15 protein-coding genes are annotated in these 25,683 nt (G+C 49.8%); 8 read left to right on the forward strand and 7 right to left on the reverse strand.

The genetic code is table 11. The features are described from left to right. Positions 1 to 216 precede the first annotated feature (216 nt). From FIT99_RS07500 to FIT99_RS07530, 7 genes are all read right to left on the reverse strand, one after another. Positions 217 to 6,249, reverse strand: coding sequence for a retention module-containing protein (locus FIT99_RS07500; protein WP_140003715.1), 6,033 nt, complete (start codon positions 6,247 to 6,249; stop codon positions 217 to 219). Between the two features lie 186 nt (positions 6,250 to 6,435). After that, the gene (locus FIT99_RS07505) at positions 6,436 to 8,241 is read right to left on the reverse strand and encodes a TolC family outer membrane protein (protein ID WP_140003716.1); all 1,806 of its coding nucleotides are present in this window, start codon (positions 8,239 to 8,241) and stop codon (positions 6,436 to 6,438) included. A gap of 218 nt (positions 8,242 to 8,459) precedes the next feature. Beyond that, complete coding sequence (locus FIT99_RS07510) at positions 8,460 to 9,062, reverse strand: LuxR family transcriptional regulator (RefSeq protein WP_223261145.1); 603 nt, start codon at positions 9,060 to 9,062, stop codon at positions 8,460 to 8,462. An 80-nt stretch (positions 9,063 to 9,142) separates the two neighbouring features. Beyond that, complete coding sequence (locus FIT99_RS07515) at positions 9,143 to 10,555, reverse strand: HlyD family type I secretion periplasmic adaptor subunit (RefSeq protein WP_140003718.1); 1,413 nt, start codon at positions 10,553 to 10,555, stop codon at positions 9,143 to 9,145. 4 nt (positions 10,556 to 10,559) lie between these two features. Beyond that, positions 10,560 to 12,704, reverse strand: coding sequence for a type I secretion system permease/ATPase (locus tag FIT99_RS07520; RefSeq protein WP_140003719.1), 2,145 nt, complete (start codon positions 12,702 to 12,704; stop codon positions 10,560 to 10,562). 133 nt (positions 12,705 to 12,837) lie between these two features. After that, on the reverse strand, positions 12,838 to 14,766 hold the full coding sequence (locus FIT99_RS07525) for an EAL domain-containing protein (RefSeq protein WP_140003720.1): 1,929 nt from the start codon (positions 14,764 to 14,766) through the stop codon (positions 12,838 to 12,840). Positions 14,767 to 14,884: 118 nt separating this feature from the next. Then, positions 14,885 to 15,559, reverse strand: coding sequence for a transglutaminase-like cysteine peptidase (locus FIT99_RS07530; RefSeq protein ID WP_140003721.1), 675 nt, complete (start codon positions 15,557 to 15,559; stop codon positions 14,885 to 14,887). Between the two features lie 191 nt (positions 15,560 to 15,750). Here FIT99_RS07530 and purB point away from each other — a divergent pair, with 191 nt between their 5' ends. The 8 genes from purB (at position 15,751) to surE (ending at position 25,683) form a co-directional block, all read left to right on the forward strand. Continuing rightward, positions 15,751 to 17,124 (forward strand): adenylosuccinate lyase, encoded by a 1,374-nt coding sequence (gene purB, locus FIT99_RS07535; protein ID WP_140003722.1) that lies wholly within the window; start codon positions 15,751 to 15,753, stop codon positions 17,122 to 17,124. A gap of 140 nt (positions 17,125 to 17,264) precedes the next feature. Then, complete coding sequence (locus FIT99_RS07540) at positions 17,265 to 19,010, forward strand: autotransporter assembly complex protein TamA (RefSeq protein ID WP_223261146.1); 1,746 nt, start codon at positions 17,265 to 17,267, stop codon at positions 19,008 to 19,010. Beyond that, the gene (locus FIT99_RS07545; protein ID WP_140003723.1) at positions 19,010 to 22,300 is read left to right on the forward strand and encodes a translocation/assembly module TamB domain-containing protein; all 3,291 of its coding nucleotides are present in this window, start codon (positions 19,010 to 19,012) and stop codon (positions 22,298 to 22,300) included. Before FIT99_RS07540 ends, FIT99_RS07545 begins: the two co-directional genes overlap by 1 nt. 13 nt (positions 22,301 to 22,313) lie before the next feature. Then, entirely contained in the window at positions 22,314 to 23,141 is an 828-nt protein-coding gene (locus FIT99_RS07550) for an NYN domain-containing protein (RefSeq protein ID WP_140003724.1), read from the forward strand. Next, on the forward strand, positions 23,138 to 23,728 hold the full coding sequence (gene wrbA / locus FIT99_RS07555) for an NAD(P)H:quinone oxidoreductase (protein WP_140003725.1): 591 nt from the start codon (positions 23,138 to 23,140) through the stop codon (positions 23,726 to 23,728). Before FIT99_RS07550 ends, wrbA begins: the two co-directional genes overlap by 4 nt. Before the next feature lie 23 nt (positions 23,729 to 23,751). Continuing rightward, a complete protein-coding gene (locus FIT99_RS07560) occupies positions 23,752 to 24,477 on the forward strand; it encodes a HugZ family pyridoxamine 5'-phosphate oxidase (RefSeq protein WP_140003726.1) in 726 nt (241 codons plus the stop codon). After that, positions 24,474 to 24,836, forward strand: coding sequence for a DUF2069 domain-containing protein (locus FIT99_RS07565; protein ID WP_140003727.1), 363 nt, complete (start codon positions 24,474 to 24,476; stop codon positions 24,834 to 24,836). The genes FIT99_RS07560 and FIT99_RS07565 overlap by 4 nt, the downstream gene beginning before the upstream one ends. A gap of 97 nt (positions 24,837 to 24,933) precedes the next feature. Next, positions 24,934 to 25,683, forward strand: a complete 750-nt coding sequence (surE, locus tag FIT99_RS07570; protein WP_140003728.1) for a 5'/3'-nucleotidase SurE — start codon at positions 24,934 to 24,936, stop codon at positions 25,681 to 25,683.

Below are 25,683 nucleotides of genomic sequence, written 5' to 3' on the forward strand. Positions count from 1 at the left end.
CAAGCGGCCGCCGCTTGTTGTGCATCTGCGCCATACACATCCAATCAGTGTTAATTTATAAAATATTAACACTTTAACAAACTTAAATTAACATTTGTAATGTTTGAGATAAGTCGTGTATTTCATCTATGCAGAGACAAACACCAAGCATGGACGTTTGAGGAAATATGGGCGAAAAAAAAGCGACCCTGAGGTCGCTTTAAAAAAACCAAATCATTAATCAGTGATCAATTTTTGTTGTGACAACAAGTTGTTAATAATGGCCGCATCGGAGGTTTGACCCGTAGTGAGATCCACCCCACTCAACACGATCTGCTGAGTGGTGTTTCCACTACTGAAACTGCCTGACACATTGTGTGCATCAGCCGAGAACCCTCCATTTGAGCTGATATGCACAATGGTATCGCTGCCTGATTTCTCAAAGTGCAAGAAGTTGACTAAGTTGCCAGCATTTTCGCCTTGTAACAAATCACGCACATCCAGCACGTCACCGCCTTGGCTCACCGCAGCTTTGTTGAAGTCAGTGATGGTATCGCGGGCAGGAGCACCCGCAACACCCTCATCGCCGTGATCCCACTTGAATACATCAACACCGGCACCGCCTGTAAGGGTATCGTTTCCTTTACCACCAATGAGGATGTCGTTGCCATCGCCCCCATTTAAAGTGTCGTTACCTGCACCACCACGCAAGATATCGTTTCCAACACCGCCGTTTAAAGTGTCATTGCCAGCGTAGCCGTAAATAATGTCGTTTCCAGAGGTGCCGTTGACAACATTATTACCACTATCGCCACCCAAGATCGGCGTACTGTTGCTGCTGCTGAGCAAATCTAGGCTCAGCAAAGTAGAAGCACTTGCGCTGTCTTGCAAGCCAGTACTGTCAGTGGCAGTAATATTCAAGGTTTGTAATGCACTCACGCCCACTGCTTGATCCACCTTAACTGTAGACAAGAACTCGTTTAACGCAAGGTTATCCACGGTGCCACCATCAAGGGCGGTGACGACCATTTTTCCACTGGCACCCACTAAGCCGAGTAAACCATTGTTTTGCGTATAAGTGACCTTGAGTCCCAGCTCAGTCGCCACAGCCTGTGAATAGGACAACAAATTAGCACCGAGCACTACACCCAATAAGCTGCTGTAAGCAATGGTCACGTTACTAATATTGTTGTTAACGTCACTCGCCGCAAATGCCTGACGACTCGCAAAATTCAACAAATCCACATTGAGCACGCCCGGGATGGCAATTAAACCAGAAGCACTGGCAGCATTGGCCACATCCGGTGCAACTTGTGGCGTGGTCACTACGCTGGTATTTTTGCTCACATTCAGTGTCAACGTTGCCGAACTAGTATCACCATCTTTGTCACTCAAGGTGTAACCCAGTTGTGTTGAGGTCGGCACATTGGAGGTGCTAGTGCTAGTGATGAGGATGTTATCCAGTAAACCACCAGTACTATTCGTATCTATCGATTTGAACTCCACACGCATCTCATTACCAGTACCAGCAAAAGTATAAGTAAAGTGCGTCATCGTGAGGCTACGGGTATTCACAGTATCTATCACCTTGCCATCCACAATGACCTGAATCGCAGAGTCAGTGCCTGACAAGTAGTTCGCACGTCCTGCATAATCAAAGCCCAAGGTCACGGTGTCACCCGCATTAGGTTTAATCAGCGTGTAGATGTTGCCATCACCTCTGTAGTTTTCAATTTCAAGCACATTGCCGTAGCTGCTGGACAAGCCATAAATCGTACTCTCTTGCACTTCAATGGTGCGGCTTGGGTTGTCAGTAAACCAACCTGCTGGCAATGGCGTGTTTTGACTCTGCGCAGCCGCATTAAATGTGGTGTTCGTCAACGTCACGGTGGCTTGTTTTGGCGTGAATGTATAGTTGCCGTCATCCATATCCACCACAAACGTACCGACCGTGGTTTTAACCGTCAATTGATGCGTGGTCTGGTTATATGTACTATTGTTTTGACCATTAACCGAAATAGCCCCTGTCTTGTTATCAAATGTGTAGTTAGTACCATCCACACTAATCGATTTGACATAACCGCCATCCGCACCAAATCCACCACCTGTGGTCAAGCTACCAGCAATAGGGGTCGGTAAAGTGGCAGAAAGTACACTATCCAACTGTGTGAAGTCACTCACTCGCACTGCATTCGTATCAATCTCTTTCGCGCCGTTATAAGCAATTTGATTCATGCTGTTTGCAACTTGCGCAGCACTTACCCCGGAACCCACACCAATCGCATATTGATTGATATCGTTTGCCTTGAGGAAGCCTTCCCAGTTTTGACGGTCTGCATCACCAATCTCAAGCCCCCTGTTGGGCTCACCATCAGAGAAGAAATAACCCACATTCTGACCACCGACAATTCTACCGCCAGCATTGAACGCCGATTGCGCCCCCGATAATGCTGCATCATAGTTGGTGCCTGAAAGTGTCGTTAACCCGGCCAGCACGACCTTGGCTTCACCAACGGTGACCCAACTTGCTGTTTTCTGAGAGGCATTATCAGAGAATGTCACAATCATCACTTTGATGTCGCCACCAAGCGCGATGTATCCGTCCAATAAACGGTTGATCGATGCAATCTCGCTTTCAAGACGAGTAGCACGGTTCACACCATCTTTGGTATCCATACTGCCTGAGACATCAATAGTAAACATGATGTTGGTGCCGGCGGAGACTGTCGCGTTCAATGTCTGATTCGCAGCTACTGGCGCATCATCAGAGACGTTTATAGTAATAGAGCCAGCCGTGGTTGCACTGTTGTCGGTGGCGTTCACACCAAACTTAACTGCGAGGTTATCTTCGCCCGCATTGGGATGATCAATTGGCCCAGACAGACTGACCGCATAGTCACCTTTGCTATCGATGGTAACCCTGATTACTTCCTTACCATTCGCAGAACCAATTAAGGTGCCTGTATTATTCCCTGACCAGCTAATCACTGTGCCACCAGAGGTATAAGTATCGGTCGGTGCAGTCAATGTCACGCTCTTCAGGTCGCCATTTGGATCAGAAATACCCATGGAACCCGTAGCGATCACGTTTGAAGGTCCCGCATCTAACAGGCCACCAACTAAACCATCTTCAGAGACACTACTTATAGCATTCAATGTCAGGAACACTGGTGCTTGATTCAGCGTATAAGTATATGTGTTGCTTGGCTGGCTGATATTCCCAGCCGCGTCTGTCGCCGTGACTGTATAGTTGTGAAGACCTTTGGCAATTTCAGTAGCAGGTGTAAATGTCCAGTTACCATCTTTATCTGCGGTTGCTGTTCCCACTTTTACGATGCCATCAAAAATAGTCACTGTACTACCTGCTTCAGCTTTACCAGTTAAAGTAGGTGTTGGGTCATCTGCTGTGCCGCCACTTGAAATATTGCCTTTGCTTGTACCAAAGTCGTCAAAAATATTGTCAATACTAGGCTTGATTGGGGCCGCAGTATCGACCTTAGCCAGATCGCTGCCAGTTGGACCCACGTTGCCAGCAATGTCTTTGACCTGTGCCGTCACCAACAAGTCCTGACCATTCGCAGGCACCGCAATCCCAGGCACGCTCACGCTACCTTTGCTAATGTCCGCTTGGCTCAGCGTAATCACAATCGGCGTGCCACCGTTCACACTCACCAGTAATTGGTCATTAGGCATCGCGGTCGCCGGCAACGCCACTGATACCTTCGCCAACGTCTCACTGCCCAACTCCGCTTTGTTGATATAGCCGTCGTTGTTCGTATCCGTTTCAATCGTCACGATCGGCGCACCAGGGGCTACCAGTTGCAGTTTCGCTTGATCCTGTACAGGACCAGATGCATTACCCGCAGCATCTTTGATCGATGCCGTTGACAGGAAGTCCGTACCGTTTAAGGTCGGATTGAACGATACATCAACATACCCCGCATTGATCTGATCTGCCGTCAGAATGATGGTCTGCGGTACATTGCCAGAGCCAGTCACCGTCAGTGTGTCGCCAGTCGCAGCACCTTGTGGTACCGTCACCCGTACATCAATCTTGTTATTGGTCAGTTCCGCTTGGTTAATGAAGCCATCGTTGTTCGCATCCGTACGGATCTCGATCGCTAAACCACTGTACACCGTGGTGTCTATCGTCGCGCTATCACTTCCAGTGTTGCTTGGGTTACCTGCAACGTCAACAATCTGTGCGGTCACCGTCAGCGCTGTGCCAGAGGCTGGCGCAGGCACCGTCGTAGTGTAACTACCCGCTGTAATATCAGCCGGGGTTAATACATATGTTGTTGGTGGGTTAATGCCATCATTGATGATCAGCTTGTCGCCCGCTTTCGCAGTCGCAGGTAAGCCAATCAGGACTGACACCGTGCTGCTGCCGTTCAATTCATTCTGATTGATATAACCGTTGTTGTCTGTATCGGTGGTCAGCGTCACCGTTGGCGCGCCTGGGCCGTCTGTGGCAATGACTGCATGGTCAGTACCAATGTTGGATGTGTTACCTGCAGGATCTGTCACCTGCGCCGTTACTTGCAAATCAACACCGTTTGCCGGTGGATTGAAGGTGACAACCACTTTGCCTGCATCAATCTGCGCCTGTGTCAGTGTGATCGTTTGCGTCGCATTGCCCGTGCCAGTCACAACCAGTGAATCTCCAGCGGCGGCATCCAACGGCAGTTTGATCTCTGCCGTGACTTTATTACCCGCTGCCGTCAATTCCGCTTTGTTGATGAAGGCGTCATCGTTGCTGTCTGTGGTCAGCGTGATAGTCAAACCACTCAACGCACTGGTGTCCAGTTTCGCCGTGTCTTCACCTTTGTCGCTCTTGTTGCCTGCAAGATCACTGATGATCGCGTTGACCGTCAAGAAGCCACCTTCTACTGGCTTGGCAAACGTCGTCGTGACATAGCCGTCCGCTTTCGCTTTCGCGTCTATCGTGATGTTCTTCGTGACGATACCGTCGGTCACGGTCACGATGTCACCAATCGATACTTTGCCACCGTCAAACGAAACTTTCACATCGTCTGTCGTCGCATTGCCTTGCTCTGCACGGTTAATAAAGCCGTCGTTGTTCGCATCTGTGGTGATCTCGACTGTAGGTGCTGCGCCATCATTAGGCACACCGGTATCCACCTTGGCCAGATCGCTGCCAGTTGGACCCACGTTGCCAGCAATGTCTTTGACCTGTGCCGTCACCAACAAGTCCTGACCATTCGCAGGCACCGCAATCCCAGGCACGCTCACGCTGCCTTTGCTAATGTCCGCTTGGCTCAGCGTAATCACAATCGGCGTGCCACCGTTCACACTCACCAGTAATTGGTCATTAGGCATCGCGGTCGCCGGCAACGCCACTGATACCTTCGCCAACGTCTCACTGCCCAACTCCGCTTTGTTGATATAACCGTCGTTGTTCGTATCCGTTTCAATCGTCACGATCGGCGCACCAGGGGCAATGGTGTCAATCAATGCCGAGTCTGAACTGGATGGGGAGGTTTGACCAGACTGATTGGTGATGCTTGCTGTGGCAACCAATGTAGTACCTTCAGCGGGGACCGGAATGGATACATTGACAAAACCTGCGGCGATATTAGCTGCTGACAAAACCACAGTGATCGTTCCGCTGTTGTGTGCAACATTCAATACATCACCTGGCTCAAGACCTACGGGCAGGCTAACATTCGCATTTGTAAACAAAGCACCCGCTAACTCATTGGCATTTAAGGTTCCATCATTATTGATATCCCCTGAGAGCACGATGATCGGTGCACCACTGGCAGGCGTTAAGAAAACAAAGTTTGGCGCAATCGATCCTTGTGGGGCTGAACTGCCCACACCCGTGCCTCCATCATAATTGGCGGCACCCCCAACATCGGTCTGGATACGTTCCAAGTTAACAAATGAGGCATTACCATCACTACCGCCTTCACCAGCTGCTGGATCGTCTAACACCTCGGTAATATCACGACCTTCATTTAATGCCGTAATGACAGCATCCAATACACCCTGATTGACTGCATTTTCTGAAACATCAGAGACATCCACTTGCGCCAAGTTTTCAGTAATCTTGACGGTTTGCGCTTCTGCAAAATTCACCGTCTCACCGTTAGCGAGTTTAACCGACACCGCCGCACCTGCAGCCGTAATGACTTTATCACCGGCGTGAAGGATCTCTCCAACTTTCAACATATGGCGATTACCATTGGCATCTACGACGATAGCCATACCTTGAATGTTTGTAACGGTTCCGATTACTGTAGCCATGTGTTCCTCACTTAAAATTGAGACTATTTTGATATTGTCGTATTAGACTGCAATCTAAAATGAAAATCTATTGTACTAAAGTACAATATTTGGGTTGGTTGTGCTCGCTGACTTGGTGCATAAAAAAAGCGGTGCCCGTTGGCACCGCTTTTGTACTTTTCCGGCACACCGGATTCACGTTAGGTTTTACTGTGTGACTGACTGAAAGCGAATAATCTCAACACGGCGGTTGGCGTCATTGCCATTCACGGGGTCATTTTCTGCCAACGGTTGCGAGAAGCCATAGCCTTTCACTGCAAAGCGCTGTGCATCCAAGCCTTTCTTAATCAAGTAATCTGCCACTGCCTTAGCGCGCTTCTCTGACAACAGTAAGTTGTACTTTTCTTTAGAGGTACTACGTTTATCGGTGTGACCTGCAATTTCAACCTTATCCGTGCCCCACTCTTTCACAACGCTGTAAACGATATCAAGATCAGCATAGGATTCTGGCAAGATAATGGCGCTATTCGCTTGGAACAAGATGCGCGGCGTAAACTTCATGGTCGCTTTTTCTTGCATTTTTGGTTTGAACGCATCCCCTTCCCAAGGTTTAGCATTCGCTAACAACGCGGCTTTGTCAGGAACCACTTGCGCTGGCACGACTGCCTTACAGACATTCTCGCGGTCCATATATTCTTCACGTGCTAACTCACCAACATCTGACCTAGTCACACCGAGCTTGCTCAACAACAATCCTTGCCCAGCATAGGTTCTAGCATAAGCCGTACTCAAGTCCATCTCAGCAATAGTAAAGTTACGGCGTGACTGAAAGTATTCATTCTCGGTATCGAGTAAATCGAGCAAAGTACGCTGACCAATATCATACTGCTTACGGTAGGCCAGTCGTGCATTTTCAATCGAATCTTGATGCTGCTTACGGTAAGCCACCTGTTCAGTTAACTGTTTGATATTGTTGTAGGCAATCGCAACCAGTTGACGCGTATCGATACAGGCTTTGTCGCGCAAATCATGAGAACGATTTAATGTTTCTACCGCTGAATCAAGATTTGATTTGTCGGTAAAGCCGTTAAAAATATTCCAACTTGCAGTCACTTCTAAGGTGTCTGCTGCCAAGGTACTATTTTTACTGGCATCATTCACATCTATGATTTTACGCCCTTGTAAATCTAGTCGCGGCATGAAAGGTGCTTTTTTACCTGACACAGATTTTTCAACCGCAATAATGTTTTCAATCGCAGCCAAGATATTCGGGTTTTGCTTATAAGCGGTGTCTAGTACTTGATCCGCAGTGCCAGCCAAGCCATCACCGGTCATCATCACATCATTCAGATTATCTGGAGGCAACTCACCGACCAAGCGTTGAAAGCGTGCAGAAACATCATAAAGATTAGTGGTTTCAGTGAGCAGGTTGGCCTCAGCTAGCGCCAGTCGACCCGTCGCTTGCTCAAGATCTACTTTCTTGCCAACGCCTGCATCGACGCGAGATTTAATTTTGTCGAAAATCTGCTTGTGCACCACAAAGTTGTCTTGTGCGTAAGACACTAAGCGACGATAGCGCAACAAATCAAAATAGGCACTTGCCGTGTCTAAGGCAACCGCCTGCATTTGACCTTGCAACTCGTAAAAGCGCGATCTCGCCACGTGATCTAGACGACCCACCTCAGCAGGCGTCGCCAAGCCGTCAAATAGCATTTGACGCAACGTCAGCGTTGATTGTTGATTCGGTGTAAAGGTGTTGTTAACGTTTGGCGTCAGGCGCTCTTGATTTCTGAAGGTTTGATCCACCGTTAAGTTTGGCAAATATCGCCCTTTGGCGGCAGACTCATCCAGTTCAGCCGCTTTAAAGGCATGAAGACTGGCTTGCACTTCAGGGTTTTCGGAAACTGCTTTTTCAATTATTTTTTCGAGAGTTTCTGGGCTGGCTGCCCATGTGACCGACGTGAAAGAAAAGGCTCCTAAAAGGAGCGCAGAGGCTATTTTTTTTAGTTTCATGTGCAGACTCTTACAAGTTATTAAAGATTCATCCAATTTCAGTATAACCACCCAATAATGCTGGCACAAGTGGACCTAAGCTACTAAAGCAAGCAAATTGATTTGGTTTTCGCATAACAAAGCTGTGTAGGAATCTGTAGTCGCAGTCCTACATTCAAACATTATGAGTAAATTATCACATTTACAAATATTTACAATAATTATTGTTAATTAAACAATCAGGAGTTCAAATGAAATTTTTTCAGTGCGTCTTTTTTAACATTTTCGTCATATGCAAAGTGACCAGCGGCCGATTTTCCTTGCAGCACGAGGGCCAAATGTAAACGATCACGCACTTTAAGCGTATCGAACACAGAGGTTAAATGCGCTTTTACCGTGCGTTCAGAGATAGACAATACGCGGGCAATTTCTTTATTGCTGTTGCCTTTGGCTGCTTGCAAGGCCACTTCACGTTCTCGCTTAGTCAAGCCCTCTAATATTTCTTCCATGGCATCAGGCTGGGTTTGCCCCTGCGTGGTGAGGGTAATTAAATGTTTCAGAACATCGCGACCCAGCCAAACCCCTCCCTGTGAGACTACGCTGAATACTTCTTTCAGGACGTTTTGATGCGCATATGCGTGCAAATAACCAACCGCACCTGACTCGAGCGCTTGCATGGCTTCTGTTTGATCGGGATTGTTAGACAAGACGATCACTTTGGCAGATGGCAACACCCGCAATATCTGCTGGACATGCTGGCGCCATTGATTACCCTGCTCTAGCTGTGCATGCACCCATATCACAGAGGCCCCCGCCATATCCGCAGACACAACACCAGACATGACAGTTAGCTGCGGGAAAGCCTTCAGCCATGAATCGACGGTTTGTTTTAAGGTAGTAACGAATAAATGCTTCATAGTATTTAACGCTCGGTTAATGCGTAAGATTTTGCTTTTAGGACGGGTTTTAATAAGTAGGAGAGCACGGTTTTTTTCCCTGTCAAAATATCTACTTGTGCCACCATCCCGGGAATAATCGGTAAATGGTCGCCCAGCGTATTGTTATCTGTTCTTATCTTAACGACATAATAGGCATTACCTTTATCGTCAATGGTCGAATCGGCAGCAATATCTTGCACCGAGCCCTCTAAACTGCCGTAAATGGTGTAGTCATAAGCGGTCAGTTTAATAATGGCGGGCTGTTGCGGGCGGATAAATGCAATATCCTTAGTCTGCACCTTGGCCTCAATGACGAGGGCATCATCAGAAGGGACGACCTCCATCACCTCTTTGCCCGGCTGAATCACCCCACCAACCGTATTGAAATAAAGCTTGCTGACTTTACCGTTCACGGGCGAGGTGAGTGTGGATTGCTTGACCTTATCCGACAGCGCGAGACTAGACTGCGTGAGACTGTTGATTTTGGCGGTCGTCTCGTTCAATTCTGTGCGTATCTTGCTTGTGAATGATTGTTGCGCTTCTGAGACTTTGCGACGCGCTTCTGAGATCGACGCAGTGATACGCCCAAGTTGCGCCGATGCCTGATCAATGTCGCCTTTGGCGCGGTTGGCATCTCGCTCCAATCTCAAAATCTCAATTTCGGAAACGGCTCCGCTATTCAGCAAGGGACGATTAGCGGCTAACTCTTTACTGGTGGACTCATAGGTTTTAATGGCCACTTCTTTTTTAAATTGCACCTCAGACAGCTCACGCTCGCGTTGCGACAACTGATCTCTGGCAATATTGATTTGTGAGCCCAACTCATCCCTGCCCGCATTAAATAACTGTAGCTCTTGCAAATAAGTATCCGGGATTTTCTGCTGCACTTCACTGGGCGGGTTGAAACTGCCGCCATTGGCGAGCGCTTTTAGGCGGGCTTCTTTTGCCTTCAGTGACAAATATTGGCTTTCATTTTCTTTTAGCGAAGAAATCGCTCTGGTTTCATCAATTTTGATCAGCGGTTGGCCACGTTTAACGGTATCGCCCAATTGCACCATGATATCTACCACGATGCCACCGTCTAGTGATTGCACCACCTGAATCTGACGGGACGGAATGACTCGACCTTCGCCGCGTGTCACCTCATCTACTTTGGCCAGACTGGCCCATGCAAGCAGCACCAGCAAAATAATTAAAATGCCATACATAATCATTTTGGCATGCAGCATGGTGTCTTCTACCATCACTGCATGGGCTTGCTCAGTCCAGTTTCTGGATTCTGCGGTGTCAGTGTTCACCATTTTGTCGACCAGCATATGTACCGGCTTGCCGAGGCGCACCCAGAAGCTGTCGGGCTTGGTCACTTCACCAATTTGATCGAATATTTTTTTTGCCATGTTGTTACCTTGCCTTACCCACTTTACCGGCACGTAACGCAGCCGTGACATCTTCTTTCGTACCGTCAGCCACGACTTGACCGGAGTCAATCACAATCAAGCGTTCTGCCAGCTCTAGCATGGCATTCCGGTGGCTAATCACCACCATGGTTTTACCGCTGGTGGCCTCTGCAATATTACGCTTTACGGTTTCTTCACCTGAATGGTCCATGGCGCTGGTAGGTTCATCGAGCAAGACGATTTGTGGCTGGGTCACAAATGCGCGCGCAATACCCACTCCTTGACGCTGGCCACCCGACAAGGTGTCCCCGCGCTCACCCACCTCGAGGTCAAAGCCTTTCGGATGCGCATTGACGTAATCTGCAATGCCGCCAATCTTCGCCGCTTGTAACACGGACTGGTCGTCAGCATGAGGATCACGCAAGGTGATATTTTCGCGCAAGGAGCCATAAAACAGGTGATTGTCTTGCTGCACATAGCCAACGCTGCGCCGCAATTCGGCCGGGTCAATCTGACGCGCATCAATCCCATCAATCAGGATCGCGCCCTCGCTGGGTTGGTAGAGCCCCAAAATCAGCTTATTGATGGTAGTTTTGCCAGAGCCCATGCGGCCAATCAGGCCCACATGTTCGCCGGGGCGAATTCTGAAAGAGACGCGATTTAAAGCCAGCTCGTCCGAACCGGGATACTTAAAGGAGACATTTTTGAACTCAATCTCGCCCTTAAACGCAGGACGCGATAAAAAATTCACCCCTTTGCTACGCTCTTCTGGCTTCGCCATAATCTCTTCAAGCGATTTCAATGAAGTGGCGGCGGTGTGATATTGCGTGAATAAACTTGCGATTTGCGAGATGGGCGCTAAGCCACGGCTGGTTAATTGCGAGCAGGCAATCAAGCCACCCATGGTTAAGTCACCATTGGAAATTAAATACACGCCCAAAATCACAATGACCACACTGATAATTTGCTGCAATGCGTAGCTACCATTGGTGATCGACGAGGACAGTAACTTTAACTTGCTACCGACTTCAGACAGGAAAAGTGCGCTTTTCTCCCATTTGCCCTGCATCTGACCTTCAACGCCCATCGATTTGACGGTTTCTAAGCCAACTAAACTTTCAATCAAGGTCGCATTACGCTGCGCACTGGCGCGATACATGGTTTCTGATAAGTCGTGCATCTTGGTTTGCACACTTAAAGAATAGATCAGCACGATGGCGCCACCAATCAATGCGGGCAACACCATGTATACATTGATCCAAGCGATGACGATCAGAAATATAATGCCGAACGGCAAATCAATCAGCGTAATCACCGTGGCAGAGGTAATAAAGTCGCGCACACTTTCAAAAGAGCGCAGATTTGAGGCAAAAGAACCTACCGAATTCGGTTTGGCTTCATAACGGGTGCCAAGGACTTTTTCCATGATTTGTGCACTGAGCTTGACGTCGATTCTGGCACTCGCCCAGTCCAAAAAATAGGCGCGCATGGATCTAAGCAGCAAATCACCCAACACAATTAGACCAACGCCGATACCCAACACCCACAACGTCTCAATCGCTTTATTCGGCACGACGCGGTCGTAGACATTCATGGTAAACAATGGCATGGCCAAGGCAAACAAATTAATCAGCAGTGCCGCCAACATCACATCGCGATAAATGCCTTTGTTCTCGGCCAGGGTGCCCCAAAACCAATGCCTCGCTTTGATACGGCCCACCTCTGGAGTGCGCTTGTCGAATATAAACGTTTGCTTGGTGACCAGTGCATAACCAGTATATTCCGCAGCCAAGTCAGCCAAACTCATGGTGATCGGATCCGGCGATATATCCGCAAACACCACCTGGGCAAAGTGTCGCGTGTCGTCGATATTGAGCAACTGGCAGGCACGCTCGTGATTGAGCAGTAGGGTGATATCGGTTTGCGGTCGCAGCAATTCAGTCATGGCTGCTTGCTTAACGGTCACCTCTAATCTTAAACGCTCTGCTGAGCGTTTAAATAACTCAGGGTTGAGCTTGCCATTATCAAGTGGTAGCCCTGAAGTTAAGGCATCCCGCGTCGTTGCCAGCCGATTGTGACGGCAAATATATAACAGACACTCAAGCAGAGCATCTTGGCTGGATTTATTAAAATATTGCGTCGTTTCCATGGCAGGTCGCTTAATTTTTATCTTTATTTGCAATCAATCAATGTGCAGCATTGACGATCTTATGGCATGTCAGCGAATTTCAAATCGATAAGTATATGGCATAACACCCCATAATTACAAAAATTAACAATTGTTATACTTCACCAAATTGTAAACTTTCTTGCACAAAAGGCCCGGTGACCGCTTCAATGCCGATCGCATTCAGACTATCTAGTTCTTGTTGATCCTGCACACCTTCGGCAATCGGCACAATGCCCATCGTGCGCACCATCATGCACAACCCGCGCAACAAGGACTGTTGTTGAGGGCGCAAATGAATATCTCGTATGAGTGAGGCGTCAAACTTCGCATAGTCCAAACCAAGTTCATGCAGATCCCCCAATTGTGCGAGGCGGGTAGCCACGTGCTCTAACCCCACCATACAGCCGAGTGTTTTCACTAAATTGACAAACTCTTTAAACTTGCCAAAGTCGCTAAACGCGGCCTCTTCTGCCACCTCAAAACTCAATCTGGCGGGCTGACTGACGGTGAGCATCAATGCCTGCAATTTATCGCGGTATTCGTCACTGCGCATCGCCGCGGCAGAGACATTCACGCTCAAGCTTGCCGTGTTTTTGCTTAGCATCTCGACTGCGTGCTCGAGCGCCATGCCGTCTAAGGTTTTAATCATGTCCAGCTGACTGGCCCAATCGATAAAGGCACCAGCCGCCAGCCATTGGTCGCCTTCATCAATGTGCAAACGCAACGGACACTCATAATGATAGAGCTGCTGATGGCGTTGCATGACGGGATAACACGCCAGCTTGATCTGCTTTTGCTCAATGGCTTGCAAGAATTGCTGTTTCCATTGATTGAGGTAATTTTTTCTAGACGTGACAATGCTATTCGCATTCATGACCCGCATTGGCACGGCCGTCTGATCCTCTGCCAAGTCTAGAATAAACTCCATGACCCGATGAATGTCGGCAAAATCATCGCCTTTTTTAGTTTTGGTGTGCGTGATAACAAACTGAAACTGTAGCAATTGTTGCGCAGCATTGAGCTTTTCAAGCACTAGTTTCAGCTCAGTGGTGACCGCAAAATCATCCAGCGGCTGACGACTGAAGATGCCGAATACACCCCCTGCGAGACGACCACAAATCACGTCCTGGTAATGAGTCATCTGTTGCTGCAATGCGTCGCCCACCTTTTTGATCAGCTGGTTGGTCATGCTGTAACCCAATTGCTTATCAATCTCGGGTAAATTGCGTAATTGCACCAATACCAACATGCCCTCAACAAACCCCTCGTGCTTCAACGCCACTGAGGCCGAATTGGTAAAGTGGGACTGGTTCATCAAGCCAGTCACTTCATCATAGTTAATTTGTTGATTAAAGGTATTCAGCCGCTCCGACTCTGCCGTCACCATAGACTTCACACGCTCTGAAAGCATATTCATGGTTTGTACAAGTTTTCTGAATTCCTCAGTGGCAGGTTCTGCAATCGTAATATATTTACGGTCACCCAATGCCTCGGCTTGCGCAATCACGTCGTCTAGCGGTTTCAATATCTTTTTCAGCCACAATCCTGAGACGATATAACTGAGAAAAGCCACCACCAGCGTCCACAACACGGCATGCCGAGAGGTATCCCACAATTGGTCGTAGGCGAGCGAAGCCTCGCTTTCTAGCACCAGGGTGCCATATTGTTGCCAGCCGGATTGAATATTGGCGACCCCAGGTTGAATGTCGACCGCACACAAATATTGAAACCATGCCGGTGCATTGGCGTGGGGGTGACGGTTCACACGCTCGATCATGAGTGTATTGTCGGGGGAAACAATCGCAATACGGCGATAATGTCCCATGTCAAACTGCGCACTGACAATTAACTCTACCGTGACATTGTCTTTTTGAATGTTTGAAAGCGTGATCGCCAGACCGTTGGCGTTATCGTTATTTTTCTTTTGCAGTTGCTCAGCCATAAAGCGATGATCATCGTAGACACCCAAGAACAGGCACCCGGCAGCCACCATCAAAATAATGACCGAAATCGCAATGCGTATTTGTTTTACCAAAGACATTTGAAAGCCCTCTTACTTTCCAGGGTGAGACCCAGCAACAACCCGACGTGCATACAGGCTTCGACAACTAGCCTAGCACTAACCCCTATCAATAACCACATTTCTAACAGGTTTTTAATCATTCCAGCCCATCCTGTCGCATACGCGTCAACACATCTCGCCATTTTGAAATATTAGCAGGCGAACCCGCCCGCATATTCGGATTATTGGCTACAAACAATCCTTTATCATTAAAACTAAATACCGGTGACAAATCACTGCGCTTGGAGGCAGGTAATAATTCAAAATTAAGATTATCGAGAATCAATGGATCGCTGCTCGGGTTCGAGTAGTAAGCCAACACCATATGCGGCCGGATGAACCCACTCGGCATACGTGCCCGCACATACGTCAATCGCAGCTTATCTTGCGACACACCAAGCTTCTTTAACAGCGTATATTTTGCAATACTAAAATCTTCACAATCACCCGCGCCCTTGCCAAAGGTTTCTAATGGACTGGCCCAATAATCCTCCTTACCCCACAGTGTGCTGTCATCTACAAACAACACATGCTGATTGGTAAAATCGTTGACCATGCCTACTTTGGTCATTTCGCTGGCACCAGCGATTTGAGAGAATACCTCATTGAGTCGATTGATATTCTGATAAGCCTCTTCCCCATACCGCTGCCTAATTTTTTCAAGCATCGCCAACACATAATCGTCCGCCAACAGCTGCGTCCATAGCAGACACAAGGACAAACAGAGTCCTGTCAGCAAACGAGCGATGTTGGGCGTGGCGTGGCTTATCATGTGAAATGTATTCTTCGCCTTCGATTATGTCACTGTGAAATCAAACACAATTTACCAAACAAAGTGGATTTAATCGACAAATTCAGCACAAGCGATCTGCCTCGGGATCAGAGGCAAAAGACATTCGACAAAGACAAGTGCGGCTGGATTGGGTAAAATATCGTTTTTTTGCATCCATAAGTTTTCCGCTCATGACGTCTCTCACTTCTCTCAATGCATTGTCACCGCTGGATGGTCGCTATCAATCTAAGCTTGACCCATTACGGCCTTTCTTCAGCGAATATGCGCTGATTAAATACAGAGCACTGGTTGAAGTTGCATGGTTGAAAGCCCTCAGTGCAGCGCCTGCCTTGAGCGAAATCGCGCCGTTTAGCCCAGAAACCGTGGCCGAACTCGATGCGGCCATTAGCGCCTTCAGCGAAGCGGATGCAACGCAAGTCAAAGCCATTGAGGCCCGCACCAATCACGATGTCAAAGCCCTCGAATATTGGCTTAAAGAAAAGTTTGATGGCAATCCGGAAATCAAAAAAGCCAGTGAATTTATTCACTTTGCCTGTACCTCTGAAGACATTAACAACCTCTCACATGCGCTGATGCTCAAAGCGGCTCGCGATGCCGTAATGCAACCGCAATTGCAAGCGGTGATCGCGCGATTGACCGAACTGGCACATGCATTAGCCGACCAGCCGATGCTGTCACGCACACACGGCCAAACCGCCAGCCCCTCCACCATGGGCAAAGAGCTGGCTAACGTGGTATACCGTTTGCAACGTCAATTAAAACAGCTGCAAGCCAATGAGGTGTTGGGCAAAATCAACGGCGCTGTCGGCAACTTTAATGCGCACTTATCTGCTTATCCAGACGTTGACTGGGAGCAGTTTGCCAAACAATTTGTCGAGTCATTGGGGCTGACATACAACCCGATGACGATTCAGATTGAGCCGCACGACTATATGGCCGAAATGTATGACACATTGGCGCGTATCAACACCATTTTAATCGACCTCAATCGTGATATCTGGGGCTACATTTCGGTCGGTTATTTCAAACAAAAAGTCAAAGCAGGTGAAATCGGTTCGTCAACCATGCCGCACAAAGTCAATCCGATTGACTTTGAAAACTCGGAAGGCAATCTAGGCCTGGCCAACGCGGTATTGCGTCACTTGGCCGAGAAGTTACCGATCTCTCGCTGGCAGCGCGACCTGACAGACTCTACCGTATTACGCAATATGGGCGTTGCCTTTGGTTACACCTTGCTTGGATACGATTCGTGCCTGCGTGGCCTGAACAAGTTAGAAATCAATCCACAACGCTTGCAAGAAGACTTGGACCACAGCTGGGAAGTATTGGCAGAACCGATCCAAACCGTGATGCGTCGCTATGGCATCGAGAACCCTTACGAGCAGTTAAAAGAGCTGACGCGTGGCAAAGGGGGCATTAACCAACAATCGTTGCATAGTTTCATTGAAACCCTGCAGATTCCTGCTGAAGCCAAGCAGGCGCTACTTGCGCTGACCCCTGCCACCTACACTGGCAAGGCCAGTCAACTGGTGAAACACATTTAAACCTGATCGATTTGACCCGGGATTCATTTGCGCTTTATTTCAAACCTCCCGCTTTAGAAAAAGCAGCGCACACTTGGTTGCGCTGCTTAGGTAAGCTGGGCTTACATTGTCTGCGGCACTGGCTATTCAGGATAATTGCCTTGTTGCTCAGCATGAATGCCCTCGCGCAAGAGACGCCTTGGTTTGAGGTCAATACCGGTAGCATTTACAAAACGCGTTTTTCGCTCGTCACGGACGCGCCACCAGCGCAAACCGCGTCCCTTCAGGAATTGTTAGAGACGCATCTAAGCCTACACGAGGCTATGCAAAATCCCCGCATGAATGACAGTGAATGGCGCAGACTGGTGCAAAAAACACCACGCGACATTGCTGACTTGCTTGCCACGGCCGGCTTTTTCAACACCAAAGCGCAGGTGTATCAGCCAGCCGCACATCTCGCAGAATTTCGAATTGCGCTGCCGCCACAGGCAATTGTGAGTAACGTCGCGCTAACCATCGCCGGCGAGATTCAACAACCCGCGCATCAAACCCTCTATGCAGCAGCGCAAACAAACTGGTCGTTGCCAGTGAATAGCCCATTTACGCAACAAGCCTGGAGCGCGGCCAAGCGCGGAATACTGTCAAGCTTACTCCGCGCCGAGTTTCCCAATGCCAAAATGACCCGTTCACAAGCGATGGTGAATCCCCAAACGCAACAAGTCCAGATCACCATCAGCTTAGATTCGGGGCCTGCCGTACGCATTGGGCAAGTGCATTTTCATGGTTTGCAACATTATCAAGCGTCACAACTGAGGCCACTCAACACCTTAAGCACGGGTGCTCCTTATCGTCAGGCGGATTTACTGACGTTGCAGAACAGCTTGATGAGTAGCGGAAAATTTCGTGCAGTTGAGGTGGCCGCGAACACCGACGCGCTGCAGGCAGACCATATCGCAGATGTCGATGTCACGGTGCATGAACTAGAACAAAAAAGTATTCGTTTTGGGGTCGGCGCGAGCACCAACACCGGCGCACGCATCGTATTCAATTACACCGACCGCGATTTATTTGACCGCGGATTGCTGTGGGATAGCAGCATCCGGTTAGAACAGCGACTGCAAGCCGCCACCTCCAACATCGGTTTTTTGACTGATGAAAAAGGCTACCGAGATAGTATTCAAAACAGCGTCACCCGCACAGACCTTGAGGGGCAAATCACCACCGCGGTGCAAAACGGGGTGCGCCGCTATTGGGGCCAACCCAGGGTATTTGAGCAATTCATCGGCGCCAACTTATTGTATGAATTTTTGACGGTGGATGGCGAATCGTCTCAATTCAACAAGGCGGCAACCTTGGCTTATGGCTTGAACATGCGAAAACTAGATAACACCCTAGCGCCGACCAAAGGCTGGATTTTCAATACGCAGTTTCAATTCGCGCCATTGGACCGCTTATCTGATGGCCGTTTCTTGCAATCACAAGCCCGCATACAGGGCTTTTATCCATTGACCACCTCCACTCAATGGCTGGGCCGGCTTGAAGTGGGCGCTGTCACCGGCGCCAGCAGCGTGCCCGCGACTTACTTGTTCCGCGCCGGTGGCGACCAATCGGTGCGTGGCTATGCCTTTCAATCGCTCGGGGTCAAAGAAGCCGATGCCACCATCGGCGGCCGCGTGCTACTTACCGGCAGTAGCGAAATCGTACAATGGCTGACCGCGTCATGGGGTGCCGCCATGTTTGTCGATTTCGGTAACGCAGCAAATCGCTGGAAAGACTATGAACCGGCGCTGGGTTATGGCCTCGGGGTCCGCTGGCGCAGTCCGATTGGACCCGTGGGCGTCGACGTTGCCTATGGCGAAAAAACCGACGACTATCGTTTGCACTTTAATCTAGGGGTGAATTTTTAATGGCTGTCGCTCACCGCCTCAAAAGACTTTTCACGCTAGCACTGACTGGTTTGTTATGTCTGTCACTCATCATCACGCCACAAATAGTGTGGGCAGCCAATATCCTGCTGGTGACACAGTTGAAAACATTCGACACTGATCTTGGCAATGCCACACTCAGCGTCGAAGGCATCGATTCGAATATGCGCTTAGGGATCACACCTACCGGTGAACTCACGGTTTCACATTTTCGCGCCAGACAAATCACCTTGAGATTCAAGCCAGCGAATGAGGATGCGCCGACGCCAGCGAGCGCGCAAAGCGCTTTGCCCGCTCACATTCACATTCCCCTGCCCTTGCATCTATTGTCTGGTCAAATTGATCGGCTCACCATCGTGCAAGGTCAAAACACCTCGCACATTCGGCAGATTCACTTTGACTTGGATGCAGACAATCAGGCCTTGCAATTCCGTATTGCCGGAGCGCAAAGCCCATGGGGTCAGGTGAGTACGCATTTCAGGATGCACAATGCCGCCCCCTTTGCACTTGACGGCTGGATGGATATTCAGCAACCACAGGCCGCCATGCCTTACCACTTGCACACTGCGCTCACTGGCAATTTGACACAGTTAGAGATGACTGCCAATCATCACTATCAGCCCAACGGTAGACCCTTTGTCATCGTACCGGCTGAGGGGCAAGCAGAAGATATGCTGCAAATCAACGCAAGCATTGGCCTCAACGAAACGCGTCAAAGCCATTTGCTCGTGCATTTGCACCAGTTTCAAGCCAAGCACATCCACCCGCAACTGGCTGGCCGTATGGATTTAAAAATCGTGGCAGAGGGCAGCCTGACGGCGCAAGGCGAAATACTGGCGACACTGGATGCGGAAAAAAGCCACTTACAAGGTCAACCCTTGCAATTACACGGCAGCGCCGGCTTGCAAGGCGCACGCTTGACCACGCTGGATCTGCAGGCACAGTTGGATAAAAACACATTGAGCGTCAAGGCACGCCCTGATAGCACAGGACACAACCAGACCCAACTGTCTTGGCAAGCCAACCTAGCAAATGTAGAACAATTAATGCCGGGGTTTGCCGGTCAACTGCAGGGCGCGGGGACGATTAAGCGATCCGAACACGGTTTTTCAAGCACTTATCAATTGGCAGGGCAACAGTTGGCGCTTCCGCAAGGCCTGTTGTTAGCAGGCTTTGAAGCACAGGGGCAAGCTGGCAGTGACCCGGATGCGTCGCTAGAAAACCACCTCACTTTGCATGGCTTATCACAACAGAACGCGCGCGGCACCGATAGCCCACCAATTGAGGCCGCGCTTGCGTTAACCGGCACGCTCCGTCAGCATCAACTCACGCTGGACGTTGCCGACACAGATCCTCTATTGGCGAGGCATTTGCGCATCTCGGCACAAGGCCGTTGGCAAGACGATACCTGGCAGGCACAACTCACACAATTGCAAGACAAAGACGGTCAGCTATTTCAACTGGCAAAACCCGCCAGCCTGCGCTGGCAAAGCACACAGGGCTTTCGTTTGCAGGGCTTGGTGATTGACGCCTTATCAGGCCAACTGAATATCGATCAATTGGTCTATCGTCCGGCAATCAATGCTGACCCAGCCACGCAACAGCCGGCAGAAAAAGTACAATTCACCACCCAAGGCTCACTTCGTGCGTTTCCACTGCAAGCGATCATGGCTTGGTGGGTGCCTGCGCAAACACCAGCCCTCCCTGCGGAGCACCTGCGTATCTCGGCACAATGGTCAATGGCATTAGATGCGCAACTCAACGGCACATTTCACCTAGACCGTGCCGCTGGTGACTGGCAGACATACGATACCAACCAAGCACGCTGGTTAGGACTGGGTTTACAGTCTATGCTGGCAGAGATCAATGTCCACAATAACCGTGTCAGCGGTCAAGCCCGTTTGCTGGCGGATGGCGCCATGGATCTGCAATTGGCGGGCAATACGGTGGTCACCCCCACGCAGCATGGCTTAGCAATTACACGCACGGCTCCCGTCACGGCCGAACTGAATGGCGAAATCACCCAACTGGGCTGGCTGGCAAAGCTGATGCCTGAGTACCAGCCCGCAGGGCAATTGCACATCGCGATGCGGGCCAATGGCACGATCGCACAGCCACAACTGCAAGGCAGCCTTCAAGGCAAAGACTTAGCCTTACAGATACCCTCCCAAGGGCTTTGGCTAGCAGATGGCCGCTTGAATGCCAAGCTGTCAAATGACCAAATAGAAATTGATCAGCTACATTTTGCTGGCAAAACAGGCGAGTTAGATGGCCACGGCAAGCTCGCTTTGTCACAAGACCGATGGCAACTGGATGCCGCGCTGCAGATGAAGCGGCTACAAGCGCTATCGAGAGTTGACCGCTGGGTGGAAATGAGCGGTGACACCACCATCCGCATGACGCCCGAGCAAACCACACTTAGTGGCAAATTAAATATCCACAAAGGCCTGTTTGAACTGCCTAAAGCAGACAAACCGACGCTCGATGAAGACGTAGTGATCGCCTCGCCACAAGCCGCCCCGCCGACGTCGGTGTCATCCCTCGCCTTCAAGCAATTTTCACTCGACTTTGGTGATAAACCCCTAGTATTGCCGTTCAAAGAATCCGAACAATTTATGTTGCGCGGCCAAGGCTTGAATGGCGCATTGAGTGGCAATATGCAACTGAATGGCAGCTTGAGTGACCTAGCGGCGGCCGGCACGCTAGACATCACCGGCACCTACATCGCCTATGGGCAATCACTCAACATTGAAACCGGCCGACTAATTTTTAGTGGAAAACTACCCAATATCGGCTTAGACGTTTTAGCGACCCGGCAAGTGGAGAGCACCAAAGTCGGCATACAAATAAACGGTAGCCTGCAAACACCGCAACTAAAACTAGTGGCGACGCCAGACACCACCAACGAAAACAAAATTGCACTGTTAGTGCTGGGGCAACCGATGTCGCAGGTCGGCGGAAGTGACATGGCCTTGCTCTCTGTGGCTGCTGGCGCATTGTTATCTCAGGGCGATTCGGTTTCATTGCAAACCAAGATTGCGCAAGCCGTGGGCCTTGACAGCATTGATGTGCGCGGAACTGGCCCCACCAATTACGCGGTCAGTGTTGGCAAAAGAATCAATCAGCGACTGGTTGTCGGCTACGAAAAAAGCATTGTCGGCCTGTTAAATGTTGGTAAACTCACCTACCAACTGACCAAACGCATCTCCATCGAAACCAGAACCGGCTCAGACAATGCGCTGGATGTGTTTTATGGGTTTAGCTTTGACTAACTGAGCCTTCCCTATGAGTAGTGATAAAACCAATCCCAGACTTGCCGTGCTCATCGATGCGGACAACACGTTCAACGTGATTCCAATCATTGACGCGCTGTTTGAGGAAATCTCCAAATTTGGGGATGCCAGTATTCGCAGAATCTATGGCGACTGGACCCAGCACCAGCTGAGTCGCTGGAAAGAAGTGCTGCCCAAGCATGCGATACAGCCCATGCAACAATACGCCAATACCAAGGGTAAAAACGCCACCGACAGTGCGCTGATTATTGACGCCATGGACCTGTTGTATACCGCGCCCCTCGATGGCGTGTGTATCGTTTCGAGTGACAGTGATTTCACTCGGCTTGCGATTCGTTTTCGCGAATCAGGCAAATGGGTATATGGCTTCGGCGAGGCCAAAACACCCGAGTCGCTGCGCGCGGCGTGTAATCAATTTGTGTTTATTGAGATTCTGTCACAAGATAAAAAGACCGAACTTGAAGACACGCTCCCCTTAGCAGCCACAGACAAACCGCCGCTTGAAAAAGCAGACACTGGTAGCAAGCCGCCCGCCACACCCCATGAACCAATCACGCTCAGCCCGGTTGTCAGAAAAACCTCGCAACAGTTAGCGATGGACGCCAAACTGGTGTCACTGATCCGGTCGGCGATTGAGGCGCTGTCAGACGATGACAGTTTCGCCAACTTGAGTGAAGTCAAAAAACATATCATTAAAAATTATTCGGCCTTTGATTCCAGAAATTATGGCTATGCGAAGTTCAGCGAGCTGATTCAAACCATCGGCTTATTTGAGTTAGATACCAAAAAACAACACGTGAAAGATAAACGCAAAAAATGAGTGAAATTCTGGTGCTGTATTACTCGCAAGGAGGCGCCGTCAGAGAGATGGCGCAATTAATCGCACGCGGGGTGGAGAGCGTCCCCGGCGCCAAGGCGCGACTGCGCACGGTGCCTAAAGTCTCAGCGACGTGTGAAGCCACCGAGGCGGAGATTCCCGCCACCGGAGCGCCTTATGCCAGTCTGCAAGACCTCGAAGCATGCAGCGGGTTGGCCATTGGCAGCCCGACTCGGTTTGGGAATATGGCCGCGCCGATGAAATATTTCCTCGATGGCACCTCTGGTTTGTGGCTCAAAGGAGCCCTCATAGGCAAACCCGCGGCGGTGTTCACCTCTAGCGGCTCATTGCATGGCGGCAATGAAATGACCTTGATGACTATGATGATCCCGCTGATGCATCATGGCATGCTGATGGTGGGCCTACCCTACTCCGAACCACAGCTTGGCACCACCAAAACGGGGGGCACGCCTTATGGTGCCAGCCACATCGGCGGGGCGCTGGATGACCAGCCCATCTCAGAGGATGAGAAAAAATTGTGCATGGCGTTAGGGAAACGCTTGGCCGAAACTGCACTCAAATTGCAATAATCGCTTGTCAGGAAATATCACCTATGTCTGCTGCCCTCGCCCATGAAGCCCGTCAGTTTTTATTTTCAACCCGCCATGCCATCCTGTCGACACACTCGATGAAATATCCCGGCTTTCCTTTTGGCTCAGTGGCGCCCTTTGTCTGTAACCAACTGGCAGAACCGGTGCTGCTGATCAGCACGATTGCCGAACACACGAAAAACATTCTTGAAAATGCCAAAGTCTCGCTACTGGTGTTTTCTGGCGCGGACGACTTGCAAGCCAATGCGCGCCTCACCCTAATAGGAGAAGCCTTACCTTGCGATAAACTAGATGCAGATCTGCGCGCACGCTATCTGCGATATCTGCCACAAGCCGCGGGGTATTTTGATATGCATGATTTTCATTTTTATCGGATTCACATTGAGCAAGTCCGCTACATTGCGGGCTTTGGCCGCATGGGTTGGTTTGAAGGTGACGCGCTCAATGCAGACCTGGCAGAGAGCATGCTAGCTGCGCAAGAAGGCGGAATCGTCACGCACATGAATGAAGACCATAAAGACAGCTTGTTGCAATATTGTCAGCATGTGCACAACATTCAAGCAGATCACGCTGAAATGATCGGCATTGATGCCGAAGGCTTTGATGTGCGTTACCATCAGGGAGAAGAAACACAGGGGCTGTTGCGCTTTGCCTTTGAAGAACCAGTGCGCAATGCCATGGATGCGCGCAAAGCGTTGGTGCGTTTGTCACAGGCGTGTAAATCATGATTAGTCGTCTATTAAACCTCAGTCGACTGTCAGCTAGCGTTAGTTTAGTCAGCTTGATTTCACTATGCTTGGCTTGGGAAATCTTTTTGGCGCCACTGCGAGCCGGCGGCAGCTTGTTGTTTCTCAAAAGCTTGCCTTTATTGTTGCCGGTCTTTGGCATCTTGCGGGGTAAGCGCTACACCTATCAATGGTCTGGCATGCTCATCTTGTTTTATTTTACCGAGGGCGTGGTCAGAACTTGGTCAGAAACCGGACTCTCACGCTGGCTGGCGGTCACTGAAGTCGCCTTAAGCGTGGTGTTCTTTGCCAGTGTCATTGTGTATGCCAAATACACGGCCAGTCGTTATCAACCGGCCTAACCGCCGAATAGCACGCGCGATCAGGCGCCCATACACTGCATAAAATCTTTCGTGATGAGGCGCTGACAAGCCGGGTAAACCTTATATAATATCTGGCATGAAAATTCTGTTATCTAACGACGATGGTTACTTGGCCCCCGGGTTGAATATCCTGGCCATGCACCTCAGTAAAATCGCTGATATTACAGTGGTTGCCCCCGAACGAAACCGCAGTGGTGCCAGCAACTCACTCACGCTAGATAGACCATTAAGTGTCAAGCAAGCCGCCAATGGTTTTTTTTATGTGAACGGCACCCCCACTGATTGCGTGCACATCGCGTTGACCGGTTTGATGCAAGAAATGCCAGACATGGTCATTAGCGGCATCAATGATGGTGCCAATATGGGGGATGACACCATCTACTCAGGCACCGTTGCTGCCGCCACTGAAGGCTATTTGTTGGGCATCCCATCGTTTGCCGTCTCCATGGCACAGCATCAGCCATCGCACTTTGACACGGCCGCCAGCATTATTGTCGACTTAGTCAAAAAATATAATCACAGTGAGTTTACCGAGCCCACCCTGCTCAATGTCAATGTGCCAGACCTGCCGCTGCAAGCGATCAAAGGGCATCAAATCACGCGCCTGGGCAAGCGTCACAAAGCCGAACCGGTGATCCAGCTACAAACACCGCGCGGTGAAACCGTTTACTGGGTAGGTGCCGCAGGTCAACCGAATGACGGTGGCGAAGGGACTGACTTTCATGCCGTGGCACAAGGGTATGTGTCCATCTCCCCGATTCAAGTAGACTTGACCAGACACTCTCAAATTGCTGCCATGCAACAATGGCTGCAAGCCAAGAATTAA

The organism is Methylophilus medardicus, assembly GCF_006363955.1.
GTDB classification, from domain to species: domain Bacteria; phylum Pseudomonadota; class Gammaproteobacteria; order Burkholderiales; family Methylophilaceae; genus Methylophilus; species Methylophilus medardensis.